The organism is Reichenbachiella versicolor (assembly GCF_003171675.1).
Lineage (GTDB): Bacteria > Bacteroidota > Bacteroidia > Cytophagales > Cyclobacteriaceae > Reichenbachiella > Reichenbachiella versicolor.
Genome location: NZ_QFZQ01000001.1, coordinates 823,679 through 837,284, shown reverse-complemented (window position 1 = coordinate 837,284; position 13,606 = coordinate 823,679). Strand labels below are relative to the sequence as shown.

Sequence of the window (13,606 nt, the reverse complement as noted above, 5' to 3'; positions counted from 1 at the left end):
CCAAACTAAAAAGTCTTTTTTAGCTTCCTCCGCGGCGGAGGAAGGTTTTTACTGGTGACAAAAGCTCGCTCCGCTCCGGAGGAAGGTTTTTACGCATGACAAAAGTGTGCTCCGCGGCGGAGGACGATTTTTACGCCAAACAAAACGTTGCTCCGCTGCGGAGGAAGGTTTTTACGCTAAACAATTCCTTCCTCCGCCGCGGAGCAGCCTATTATTGATTTTTTGGGTTATTTACGATTTTGCAGCCTTAGCATTATCAAATACAGAGAAAACTACCCCTAATACCACGACTCCTAGACATCCAATTACATTAAACCATAAATAACCTATCTCTGTAGTATTGTAAAGTACGATCACTGCTATTTGAGAAATAACAGCCGCGAAGAATACTGCACTACCCCCTACTCGCTTTAGAAAAAAAGCGACAAGGAAGATTCCTAAAATCACACCATAGAATATTGAACCCAGAATATTAACCATTTCAATTAGGTTCTCTGACTTGTGTGCCCAAAACGCAAAGAAAATAGCAATAATCCCCCAGACGAAAGTCAACCATTTGGAAGCCTTTACATAATGAGACTCTTCACCTTCTGGTTTGATAATATTCTTATAAAAATCAACCGTCATGGTAGAAGCCAATGCATTGAGCTCTCCTGAAGTAGAGGACATCGCTGCCGAAAATATTACAGCAATCAACAATCCTACTAACCCCACTGGTAAAAACTTAAGAATAAAAGTAAGAAACACATAATCCGAATCTTTAGTCTTAGCAGATTCATCCTGAGAGGTGATCAAATCTTTCATTTTCTGCCTTGAAGCATTGAGACCATTAGCTGCAGAATCTAAATTATGCTTAGCTATTGAGACTTTAGATTCGTCACCATTATTCAGTGCATCTCTCAGGTCCAGAGCATATACTTTTCTTCTAAACGCCCAATCATCATGCTCACTGGTTATCTTTTCGTATTTATCTTTTTGATGATAAGCGACTTCATCCATTGCAGACAAATTGAAATGAACTGGTGGCTGGTAGAATACAAAGAAAACGTAAAGCAACGCACCAGTCAGCAAAATGAAGAACTGCATAGGAACTTTCAATACGGCATTGAACATCAAGCCCATTTTACTTTCCGTAGCGTCTTTACCTCCAAGATATCTCTGTACTTGGGACTGGTCTGTACCAAAATATGAAAGTGCTAAGAATAAACCTCCTAGCAATCCAGTCCACACAGTGTATCTTTTCTCAGGATCAAGTGAAAAATCAACAGTATCCAACTTATTTGAGGCTCCTGCTATATCAAGTGCCTCTCCAAAGGAAACAAACGGCGAGAGATAATACACTATATATCCAAAGGCGATAATCATACCTATCAATATAATCGTCATCTGCTGCTTTTGAGTAATACTGACAGCCTTAGAACCTCCGCTCACTGTATAGATGATCACCAGCATACCAACTAATACTACCGTGAATGCCAAATCCCAGTCTAATATGGTTGAAAGTATAATAGCAGGTGCGTAGATAGTTATTCCTGCTGCAAGGCCACGCTGAACTAAAAACAAAAATGCACCCAATAACCTCGTCTTCTTATCAAATCGCTTTTCCAGAAATTCATAGGCTGTAAAAACATTGAGCTTGTAGTAAATAGGAATAAATACTACACTGACAATGATCAAGGCAATTGGTAAACCGAAATAATTTTGGACGAAAGCCATTCCACTTTCATATGCTAACCCTGGAGTGGAAATGAATGTAATTGCACTCGCTTGGGTAGCCATTACTGATAGCCCTATGGTTCCCCATTTCATTGAACTTCCCCCCTTGAGGTAATCTGACAAGTCCTGCGTTCCTCTTGTCTTATATACTCCATATCCTACGATAAGAGCCAACGTACCGAATAGTACGATAAAATCTAATATACTCATACTGTAAATACCTGACTAAAAGTGAACATTAGCCCTACCATTACGACTAGCCATAGTACTACAGCTATATAAATCCTTTTCCAGTTCATTTATTTTTGTCCGATTGAAATCAAGTTTGTGAACAAACGATAAGCTCCAGGCACCCCAGCAGGCAGCTGTCTAAACCAAGAATAGCCTGAGTAGACATAATATCCTTTTCCATATTTGGCAACTAATAATCCACCGTCACGGGCGGGTTCATTTGGATCGTGACTAGATAATATAGGTGTAAATTCGTCTGCCCATTTATTAGGGAAATACAATCCTCGCTCCTGTACCCATCCATCAAAATCCTTTTGGGTTATCTTATTAGGAAAATTCAATACTTGATGATCTGGAGCCAATACTTTAATCTCAGCTTCCTCTTTTGTCACTCGATCTCTTGACAATGTCAGGTCATAGGGCGCAATATCTTTTGTCTTTAAAGCATGTGAAGTATTGTACTGTACTACCACATTCCCACCTTGCTTCACATACTCTTTTAAATCCTCAGTATGAAACTTGAGTGATTCATTAGTATTGAAGGCTCTTACTCCTAGTATAACTGCATCATACTGACTCAATACATCAGTCTTAATCTGGTCATTGGATAGCTCTGTAACAGTATAACCTACTTGACGCAAACTATTTGGAATCTGATCTCCAGCTCCTTTAATATAAGCTACGTTTTGGCCTTTCTTTTCCAACTCAATTTTTACCAACTTAGATTTAGCCTCAGGCAAAATGATCTGGTTTGGAATATGATCATACTCTATTCTGACAATACTTTTATCAAAGTTTTTTCCATTGTAACTAGCTATGGCTGATACATATCCCACTGACTGCGTATCAGGAGGTGAAACCTTAAAAGTGAAAGATTTCTCTGACCCTTTTTGTTTCAAACTATATTCAAAAGATTGAGGTTCAATTTTCCAGCCTTTAGGAACGTCCAATTTTACTTGACCTTTTACTCCTGACTTACCTGCCAAAACATTGACCTCTAAATTCTTGGAGTATCCATTCCCAAACACATATACAGGATCAGAAATATTGACCATTACTGGAGGAACGATTTCTAAAGGTTTGTAAACCTCTCCTCGTACAGGATCTCTTTTTTTATAAATCAAAGGAGTACGGATAACTACTTCTTGTCCTTCTATATCGAGTCTGAATCGAACAGTAAATGCTGGTTGGTTCTCTGGAGTTCCGATAAGCATTTTATTTTTCACCACATACATCCCTACTGTTCCCGGTTCATCCAGCCAATATGGGTTTGTGTACGAATAGTCAGTTGGAATTTTTAATTCCCCTTTCTGGCTGAATTTAGCATTATCAATTAGGCGCGAATCAATCTCTACTGATACCTCTGATCCGATAGATACTTCCTTTAATTTCATTGAGATTGAAGATCTATTGACCACTTCCAAAGTATAATCTATAGCATCTCCTAATGTATAGCTATAATCAGAAGCTACTGCCTCTACATATAGACCTGAACAGGCTAAAATTAGCTCATCTATTTCGGCTAGTTTTCTAAGTCTCCAAGTTTCATTTTCTAATACATTGACTTGCTTTCTAAGCGTAACCAAAGAAGGAACGATGCCTGAAGGATTTGCTGGATTGAAATTTGACTTAATTTTTGAAACTATCTTAGAGATAGATTTAGTTTCATCTAACCTATCCCAAGAAGTATCAATCGACTGGAACAAATCCACCTCTGAAGGTGCTCCTTCTGGTTTTTCTCCATACAAGAATTCAAAGTATTCGGTTTGTTTACCACGAGTACCTATGGTACCAAAACCTTGACTTTTATGCTGACTTCTACTCTTAGCAGCTATCTCAGAATAAGACTCTCCTAAAAGCGAATTGTATTTCCCAATATCTATAGTGTAGAATTTAGCAGTGTCCATTTTCGAGTTCGTTCTTCTGTAGAACCAAACACTTGTATTGAAAAACAAACGCTTACTCTGCCAAGTACCATATATCGCTGCAGATTCTGGAAAGGCTTTATCATCAGCAGCTAGATTAAATGCTTCAGCTGCCAACAAAGCAGAAGCGGTATGGTGACCATGTCCTCCTCCTCCATCTTCTGGAAACCTGGTGATGATCACATCTGGTTTATGCTTACGAATTGTCATTACAAAATCTTCCAGCACTTGCTGCTTGTCCCAAATCTCAAACGTCTCCTCTGGAGTCTTGGAATAACCAAAGTCATTTGCTCGACTGAAATATTGGGTTCCTCCATCAGTTCTACGAGCTGCTAGCAATTCTTGCGTTCGAATCACGCCTAGCGATTCACGAATCTCAGGACCTATCAAGTTTTGCCCTCCATCACCACGAGTAGCCGATAGATACGAAGTGTAATAATGTCGATCATTAGCCATATAGCTAATTACTCTTGTATTTTCATCATCTGGATGGGCTGCTACATACAAAACTGAACCTAGCACTTCTAGTTTATTCAGCATATGCTGAATCTGCGAAGAAGGGTAAGACTTAGGTTTTAGCGCAAAAGCTTGGTATACTGACATTGATATTGCCAGCATCAAGAATTTTATCTTCATACTTATTTAATTGAGATCGCAATTATAATTCTGATCAGGCAGGAATGGAACAAAACGAAATGAATAGGTGGAGGTTGTGAATTAGCCCAAACTTAAAGCAAGTAATTTAACTGTACAATAAAAGGTTTAAAACTCACCAAAAAGACCTAAAAAGAACTTTAAGATATTTAAAAACACTAAAAAAGAGACTAAAACCAATACAAATACAACACATACCAATATATTAACAATAGTTTCCATTTTAAGAAAAGTGACCTTTGTTCAATCAAAATGTAGAACAATGGAAAATTCAAAGAAATTCTTTTCAGTACTAGATGTAACTCCTACTACTGATATCTGGATTCCCGACTATTTAGAACCAGCTAATAGACTAGTAGCTAAATATGGAGGAACATATTTAGCACGTACTGGATCTCATGAGCAACTAGAAGGAGAAACAAAAGAAGCTGCTTTAAGAATTATCATTGAATGGCCTTCAAAACAAGCTGCTCTTGATTTTATGAATGACACGGGGTACGCTCCTCATTTAGAGGCTAGAACTAATGGATCTGTTAGCCATCATTATCTAATTGAAGCAAAAGACGACCTTGCATAGAGGTCAACTGATGCTGTTTCAAAAGAAGAAATCATCATATTGAGTAATTAATAAAGGGAATATTAAGCCCTATATTTTTCGATTTTATCGATGAAACACTTTTCTGACTTTTGATACAGCATCAAACATTTACAATAAATTGAATACGCTATTTGATCCTTAGCTCAAGAAGGAATTGAAAAGTAGTCAATAAAATAATAGTAGAATTTCATCAACAATCTGAATACATACTAAAATGAAGACAATATTAATCACTGGAAGCACTGATGGCATAGGTAAGCTAGTAGCTATTGAATTAGCGAAAGAAGGCCATAGGATTTTTGTACATGGCCGAAATGAGCAAAAAGTAGATTTGACGGTCAAAAAAGTCAAAGAAGAGTCGAATAATGAGAATATTGAAGGTTTTGTTGGAAACTTATCTGATTTTGCCTCGATCAAGGAATTAAGTAATAGCATCAAGGCAAGCACTGATCAGTTGGACGTATTGATTAATAATGCTGGTGTATTTAAAAGCCCAAATGTTAAAGCACCGAATGGCTTGGATCTAAGAATGATGGTCAACTATTTAGCACCGTACACTCTTACCAATGAACTTTTACCTTTACTTCAAAATGGCAATTCGCCAAGATTAATTAACCTTAGTTCTGCAGCTCAATCACCAGTTACAGAGAGTGTTCTTACAGGCGAGGTAACAATTGGAGTTAGTCAAAGTTATGCTCAAAGCAAATTAGCACTGACTATGTGGAGTTTTGACTTTGCAGAAAAACATCCAGATATCATTACTATAGCAGTTAACCCAGGCTCATTACTTAAAACCAAAATGGCATTGGAAGCTTATGGTGATTATTGGTCTACTCCTGACAAGGGCAGTAACATTTTGTTTGAATTGGCTACGGGAGAGCAACATGCTGACAAATCAGGAAAGTATTTTGACAATGACTCAGGCGGATATAAACAAGCTCACCCTGATGCTTATAATCCAAGTAAAATAAAAGATTTGTTAGATGTCACCGATAAGGTTATAAAATAAACTTCTAGCTCACCAGATTATAAATAAGGGTGTTTTGTCCATGGACAAAACACCCTTAACTTTTTTGTACAACAATGGATGTTAGATAAATACGCTATCTCACTTCCAATCTACTATAGACAGTAAAAGGCTTCCCTCCATCAGTAATTCCTTCCACCTCGACATAATATTGCCCAGATACATCATTTGCGTGAAACACCTCTTTGATCTGACCATCTTCTGATGGTTTCAAATTAGGATTCCAATACAAGGTAGACCTCATATCTGTTTTGGCATGGTCTTTTGATGGCACATCGTAGTTAGGTGAGTAGAACTCTTTTTTATTGTAGAAACCAGGATGTGTATATGACCCTATCCCTTTTACAATAGTTTCTACTGACCTATTTGGATCTGAAAACATCACTACCGCTCCATTGAATGCTCTTGAATTATATACCGTCGCTTCAAAGTCATATAAAACGTCTACCTTTTTGATCTCTGACTGCTGGATCGATGTCAACTGATCAAGTGACACTTCAAAGCCGTCCAGAATAAACACTATACCATTGACTACAAAACCATCACCGCCTGATGAGTCACCCAATATAGGATCTCTAGGAAGAAATCTCATTATCCTGATAAACTCAGGTCTAGAACTAATCAAATCCCACATAGTACCAGTAGGAATTAAATCATCCATGCTCAGAGTCTGATCAGCATATGAGTGAATTACCCATTCTTCATCTTCTTTGATCTCTTCGTCTTCTATGACAATTCCTTCTAGGATAATCGTCCGGTTAGCCATTGCGAAAGCTGAATCTATTTTAGCAGCTTTGATTCTTGCTTGTCTGTTTTTCTCAATAGTTTCGGCAGATATCGAACTTGGCAATATGTCTAGTTCTTCCACTTGTGGCGGGGTCTTCTCTTCAAGGTTCACACTCACATTGTTAGCTCTAGTGGCAGTATTTTTCTTAGCATTGAACCTTCTAGCTTGGAAATAAAAATCCAGCGTATCGAAGAACACATAGCCCGAAAAGAAGAACTTTCCATTAGCATAAGTAACTAGTGTGTCGCTGATCATAGGACTAGCAAAGGCAGTTGCAGTAATCTGCGTCTGCACTTCCTTTTGGGTAGATACCCAGCCTGTGGTAGAACCTTGGAAAGTAATTCCTTTTTCAATCTGAAAATCAGGAAACTTTGGCTCATAAACCAACATATCCTGCCAACTATACCTTCTCCATCCATTGGTTAACATCACTAGATCTAGTCTTTTAGCTTTATCAGGACTAAAATCCATGAAATACTCTCTTGGCCGTTCTATTTTCCCTTTAAGATCAGAAGTCAATAAAAGTTGTGAGACAATATTTGATTTCTTATCCATCAGATTAACATGTTCTTCGTTGACCACGGACAAAGAACCATCGAAGTTCAAAGGGTTACCTTCTTTATCTCTAATAGCGACATCAACTTCAATCTTGCTTCTTTTTTTGAACCTGTCTTTAGAAACCTGCAATGAAGTATTGATTTGGTTTGGAGTCTGATATACAAAAACCAGTCTCTCAGACCTTGGTCTCAATTGATCATCAAACAGTGTTAGTTGAACAATCCCATCATTCAAATACCTAACTGGAATATTGAAATTATGCGCTTTTTTAGACTCGTCAACAGTCTTTACAATCAACAGTTCCCCAGCCTGAGTTACTGCCAAAGTAGTATTCAACAAATCATCATTGTTAGATGCACGAATCTGTACCAATACATCTCCATTAGCCTTGCTCCTTGTAGTAAGTGTATACCCTGCTTGCTGAACTTTAGGTAAGGTAAACCTTTGACTAGTCGGTTTACCATTGACTTCAGTAATCAACGCTGTGAATTCTTCTCCTGTTTTTGGTAATAAAAACACATTACCCATTCCCGAGTGTACAGTCTTTATATCACTAACCTTTTCATTCTTACCGTCCAAAAGCTCACCTGAAACCTGAACACTGCTACCATCTTTACCAACAGCTTTGAAAGCAACTCTACATGTCAAACCATTAACCATCTGTCCACCTTCTGGAAAAAACTGAACGTCTATTTTTTCACCTCTACTAGATTCTTCTGCCACCTGCTGCTCTTCATTAACCTCTTCTGATAGCGAGCCTTTTTGACTAGTCTCAATAGCTATTTTATCTCCAACAGAAGTGACTCTAATATCTTTTTCAAAAAACAAGCTCTGATCAAAATTCCTCATCCAGTTGGTATACGCACGAACACTATAAATACCTGATGACAAATCATCTTTCAGTTTGAAATCTCCTGCTCCAAAATCGTCTCCAGCAAAAATTAATCTCTTATCTATAACAGTTCTTTCAGCATCAATTAGCTCCACATAAACAGTGGTACTCAAATTTGATCTCATCAGACCATTTAGATTACGTAGATAAACCTTAAACCAAACAGTCTCACCACTGGCATAATTAGGTTTATCAAAATGGAGGTAGATTTTTTCTTGTGCGTTGTACTTTTGATAGTTCAAGAAAGTTGAAGCTACTTTATCTTCCAACAGCTTGCTTTTTGAACTAATTAACAAACTCACAAACGCCAGTAATATCATGGCTAAATAGATGGACTTTTTCATTCGAAGTAATAGTTAAACAATCATAATTTTATGACTAGATTTTATTGGTGATAATAAGTAAAAGATATTCTTCAAAACTTATTCTAAATGAAAATTCCCAAAACTGTTAAAATCAAGACAATATTGGGAATCAACACATTATAACATCTTAAACGGTCTAATCATAGTACAATGAATAGACCATTTACTTATTTAGCCTTAGATAGTAAGTACTCGACTCTACGAGGCACTACTTTTCCTTCCATCTTAGACCATTGTGATTTTTCAATTTCAGCCTTTTGAAGCTCTAAACCAGCTCCATCCATTAACAAAACCACTGTATTCAAAATCAAATTGACTTCAACTGGATCTGTACTCTTTGATAAAATATCCATTACTTGAGGAGCTAGCCCTTCAGTTCCTTCTACTAAACCAATAAATTCAACTGCCCTTGTTCTTACTAAGAGACTTGGGTCATTCTTAGCCAATTCTTTCGCTTTGGGTAAGAAAATAGCAGCTTCTTTACCAAAGGCACTGCAATTAATCAAAGCCCAATACCGCTTGTAAGGATCATCCATTTCTAGAGCAGACTTAAGTTTACCTTTTACTTTCTTAAAACTGAGTAATTGCCAGTCAGCAATATCCACTAAATCACTAATTCTGCTTGAATTTTCATTTCCATACGCCTCTCCGTCTCCACTACTATTCTTAAGAAACTCAGATTCGGGAATAAAACTCAAATCGTTCATGCATTTTACCCTTTTCTGAACCTCTTTTCTCATTTCTTTTAATACAGACGCAAATTTCGGATCGTTTGCTAAGTTGTTCGTTTCATGCGGATCACTTTCAAGATCATAAAGCTGCTCAGGCTGTCTCGGCTCATAAAAAGCACCTTGCACTTCATTCAATTTACCACTCCAAGCCATGTCTCTCCATTCTCTAAATGCTGGCTGCTTGTAACGGTATTCGTTAAATAATCCATCGTAGTTGAAAGGCTGATAACTTCTCCAGTAAGTATACTTCCCTTTTCTTAAGAATCTAACTAGGTCATACTTCTCATCAAATCTATCTGCATATCCAAAAGCTACATCATCCTTTTTGAGACTTTCAGTAGTAACTCCTTTACCTAAGAATGGCTTTCCATCCATTTGCTCAGGAACATCAACCCCTGCAAGATTCAATACAGTAGCAGACAAATCCACAAACTCGACCATTCCATCTACACGAGACCCTGCAGCGGCAGGTGCTAGGTGCTTCCAATTCTCCGGTACATAAACGACCATAGCTACTTGCAAACCGTCATTGTGAGCATACCCCTTTCCTCCAGGCAATACTCCTCCATGATCTCCATAATGAAAGATAAATGTATCATCCATCAAACCGTCATCCTCTAGCTGCTTGATTAGTCTACCTATCTCTTCATCTACTATAGTATTTAGAGTTACATACTGAGCGTATTTCTCTCTGAATAACTCTGTATCTGGATGGTAAGGAAACAATTGAACCTCACTTTTCTTTACTACAGGCGTTCTTCCTTCAGGTAGGCCTTTAAACATTTGACTTTCATGCGTTCTATGATAATTCTGAACATGAAAAAATGGTTGGCCTTCTGCTCTTTTTCTATACGATGCTCTCTTAGAGCTTTCATCCCATACTCCTATCTTTTCATCCTTATTGAAGTTATAATCTTCTTTGTGGCAATTAGAAGTATAATAACCTGCTTCTCTTAAATAAGCTGGAAACATTTTTAACCCTTTAGGCATAGTCACTGGACCTTGGTTTCTATGAAAATGAGATCCCAACCTTGGACCGTAACAACCTGAAATAATAGTACTTCTTGCCGCAGAACAAACTGGAGCACATGAATATGCATCGTTAAATACTAAGCCGTGTTCCGCTAACTTTTCAATATTTGGCATCGCAGCACCATTCTCTGGATTGTATAACCTATACCAGTTAGCTGAATTATCCTCGGATACAACCCATACTATGTTAGGTCGATCTTGTTTAGCTTCTAATGGTTGTACAAATTGAGTCAAAAGGATCAGACTCAATATTGAAAACAAGTTTAAAGTGTTTCTGTTCATCATATATTACTATTCAATTCTTGGCAAATTAAGAAGATTCTGTGAGCAATAGGGACATATACATATGATGTCTAAAATGCCCCTGTTAATATCTAATATTACACCACACGCCTAACCTTAAAATTCAGGATATGTTGAGTCTATTCAGCAAAAGTTAAGCCAATTAAATACCGCAATTTTTATTTTAACTAAGCTGGCAATACTCAATTGACAACACTGTGTAGCTATAAATGAATAGTACTAAGACCAATCCAGAAGTTAATTCTATCAAAATTGATCTCTTCTATATTTTAAGCCTAAACCTTGTATTTTCCGTTTTAAATAGAAGTGATATCTAAATGATTGTTTAGTTTAAGTAAATGATCATTCAGAACGTCTGATTAATTAAATACAACTTCAACTCTTTATTGATTATGAAAATACTTGTTTGTATTACACACGTACCTGACACTACATCCCGTATTGCATTTACTGAAGATGACACTCAATTTGATAAAACTGGCGTGCAATTTATCATTGGACCTTATGATGATTATGCATTAGCTAGGGCTGTTGAATTGAAAGAGCAACTAGGAGGAACTATTACAGCCTTAAATGTCGGTGAAGCTGAGACAGAGCCTACGATTAGAAAAGCATTAGCGATCGGTGCAGACGACGCTATCAGAGTAAATGCTATCCCAACTGATTCTTTCTTTGTTGCTAATGAAATAGCAACTATTGCCAAAGAAGGTCAATATGACTTGATACTAATGGGTCGAGAATCTATCGACTTCAATAGTGGAGTTGTTCACAGTATGGTAGGCGAAATTTTAGGAATCCCATCGATATCTCCTGTGATGACTTTAGATATAGAAGATGCGACAGCTAAAATGACACGAGAAATTGAAGGAGGAAAAGAGTCTATCCAAGCCGAATTACCTCTAGTTCTTGGATGCCAAGAGCCAATTGCTGAATGGAAGATTCCAAACATGAGAGGAATTATGACAGCAAGAACCAAGCCTCTAGAAGTCAAGGAGCCATCGGCTAATACGACCAAAACCGAGTTCAAAAACTACGAGCTACCACCAGAGAAGGGTGCTGTCAAAATGATTGATGCGGATAACGTATCAGAGCTGGTAGACCTTCTCAAGAATGAGGCAAAAGTCATATAATCAATGTACAACCCAAGAATTATAACGAAATGTCAATATTAGTATTTATAGAAATAACTGAAGGAACAATAAAAAAATCGTCACTGGAAGCAATAAGTTATGGAGCTCAACTTGGTGACGTTACCGCCATCGCATTTGGTGAGATATCAGTCGAAGAATTAGCAAAAGCTGGTCTCTCTGGAGCTAGTAAGGTTTTGCATGTATCGGACGAAAAATACCATCTAGGCAATGTTCAGGCATACTCCAGTGCAATATCCGAAGCGATGGAGTCTATTGGTGCAGATACTCTTGTCTTGAGTAAGTCCTCTTTAGGCGATCCGATCTCTGCCAGAGTTGCTATCAAACAAGGTGCTTCTCTAGCGTCCAACGTAATAGAATTACCTGATACCTCCGATGGATTCACAGTAAAAACGAGCATATATACAGGAAAAGCTTTTGCGATCACTAAACTAACTGAAGACAAAAAGGTGATAAGCATAAAGAAAAATGCCATCGGCATCAAAGAAGATGGTAACGCTGCTACAGTAGAATCCTTTACTCCTTCATCAACTGACACAGACTTCAAGGCCAAAATCACTTCACAAAATAAAACAACAGGAGAGATTCTACTTCCAGAGGCCGATTTAGTAGTTTCTGGCGGAAGAGGTCTAAAAGGCCCAGAAAATTGGGGTATGATTGAGGAACTTGCTACTACTTTAGGTGCAGCTACAGGATGTAGTAAACCTGTATCGGATATGGATTGGCGTCCACACCATGAACATGTTGGTCAAACAGGTATAAAAGTTGCGCCTTCCTTGTATATTGCGGTCGGAATCTCAGGAGCTATTCAGCACCTTGCTGGGGTCAACTCTTCGAAATATATCGTAGTAGTTAATAAAGACCCGGAAGCTCCATTTTTCAAAGCGGCGGACTATGGTATCGTAGGCGACGCGTTTGAGGTGATTCCTAAATTAACTGAAGCTATCAAGGCAATTAGTTAATCCAATAGTTGGAACACTAGTTACCTTAAAAGTTAGAATTTTGGCAAGTATCTAGGCTCAGCGTGGGTACTTGCATTTAATATTAAGAAGCATTGGATAAATTAAAACTTGAAATTATTGGACTATCATCTAGTCACGCTCAATCAGGTTCTTTCGCACTAGTATTAGGAGAAAGCAATGGCAGCAGACGATTACCAATAATTATAGGAATGTTTGAAGCACAAGCTATAGCTATTGAAATTGAAAAGATTTCCCCTAACAGACCAATGACTCATGATCTCTTCAAATCTTTTGCAGGACACTTCAATGTTGATGTCAAAGAAATATACATTTCTGACCTTAAAGAAGGTGTCTTCTTTGGAAGAATCATTTGTGAAGACTCCAGTGGCAATAATGTTGAGATAGACGCTCGTCCTTCTGACGCTATTGCTATAGGTATTAGGTTCAACGCTGAAATCTATACTAATGAAAAAGTAATGGAAGAAGCTGGTATCTTAGTAACTGACGAAGTAGAAGATGAACTGGAAACGGTAGCAGCTGATCAAGAGGAAGAAGAAAACGATGAGCTTAAAAACCAATCTCTGGATAAACTGAATAGTATGCTGGAAGAAGCTCTTCAAAATGAAGACTATGAAAAAGCGGCTCTAATCAGAGACGAACTAAATAAAAGGAATTAA

General features: G+C 37.7%; 9 protein-coding genes. 5 read left to right on the top strand and 4 right to left on the bottom strand.

The genetic code is table 11. The features are described 5' to 3' along the window. Nucleotides 1-231: 231 nt before the first annotated feature. Both DKG80_RS03375 and DKG80_RS03370 read right to left on the bottom strand, forming a co-directional pair. Nucleotides 232-1,926: a sodium:solute symporter gene (locus DKG80_RS03375; RefSeq protein ID WP_109829868.1), complete on the bottom strand. Its 1,695-nt coding sequence runs from the start codon at nt 1,924-1,926 to the stop codon at nt 232-234. Between the two features lie 89 nt (nt 1,927-2,015). Beyond that, complete coding sequence (locus DKG80_RS03370) at nt 2,016-4,508, bottom strand: PIG-L family deacetylase (protein ID WP_109829867.1); 2,493 nt, start codon at nt 4,506-4,508, stop codon at nt 2,016-2,018. A gap of 280 nt (nt 4,509-4,788) precedes the next feature. Here DKG80_RS03370 and DKG80_RS03365 point away from each other — a divergent pair, with 280 nt between their 5' ends. Next, a complete protein-coding gene (locus DKG80_RS03365) occupies nt 4,789-5,103 on the top strand; it encodes a DUF1330 domain-containing protein (RefSeq protein WP_109829866.1) in 315 nt (104 codons plus the stop codon). A gap of 235 nt (nt 5,104-5,338) precedes the next feature. Next, on the top strand, nt 5,339-6,133 hold the full coding sequence (locus DKG80_RS03360) for an SDR family NAD(P)-dependent oxidoreductase (protein ID WP_109829865.1): 795 nt from the start codon (nt 5,339-5,341) through the stop codon (nt 6,131-6,133). 94 nt (nt 6,134-6,227) lie between these two features. Here DKG80_RS03360 and DKG80_RS03355 read toward each other — a convergent pair whose 3' ends face one another. Continuing rightward, nucleotides 6,228-8,732: a hypothetical protein gene (locus DKG80_RS03355; RefSeq protein ID WP_109829864.1), complete on the bottom strand. Its 2,505-nt coding sequence runs from the start codon at nt 8,730-8,732 to the stop codon at nt 6,228-6,230. A gap of 188 nt (nt 8,733-8,920) precedes the next feature. Beyond that, a complete protein-coding gene (locus tag DKG80_RS03350) occupies nt 8,921-10,801 on the bottom strand; it encodes a sulfatase family protein (RefSeq protein WP_221409039.1) in 1,881 nt (626 codons plus the stop codon). Between the two features lie 410 nt (nt 10,802-11,211). Here DKG80_RS03350 and DKG80_RS03345 point away from each other — a divergent pair, with 410 nt between their 5' ends. The 3 genes from DKG80_RS03345 (at nt 11,212) to DKG80_RS03335 (ending at nt 13,606) form a co-directional block, all read left to right on the top strand. Then, on the top strand, nt 11,212-11,949 hold the full coding sequence (locus tag DKG80_RS03345) for an electron transfer flavoprotein subunit beta/FixA family protein (RefSeq protein ID WP_109829863.1): 738 nt from the start codon (nt 11,212-11,214) through the stop codon (nt 11,947-11,949). A gap of 29 nt (nt 11,950-11,978) precedes the next feature. After that, on the top strand, nt 11,979-12,929 hold the full coding sequence (locus DKG80_RS03340) for an electron transfer flavoprotein subunit alpha/FixB family protein (RefSeq protein ID WP_109829862.1): 951 nt from the start codon (nt 11,979-11,981) through the stop codon (nt 12,927-12,929). A 92-nt stretch (nt 12,930-13,021) separates the two neighbouring features. After that, the gene (locus DKG80_RS03335; RefSeq protein WP_109829861.1) at nt 13,022-13,606 is read left to right on the top strand and encodes a bifunctional nuclease family protein; all 585 of its coding nucleotides are present in this window, start codon (nt 13,022-13,024) and stop codon (nt 13,604-13,606) included.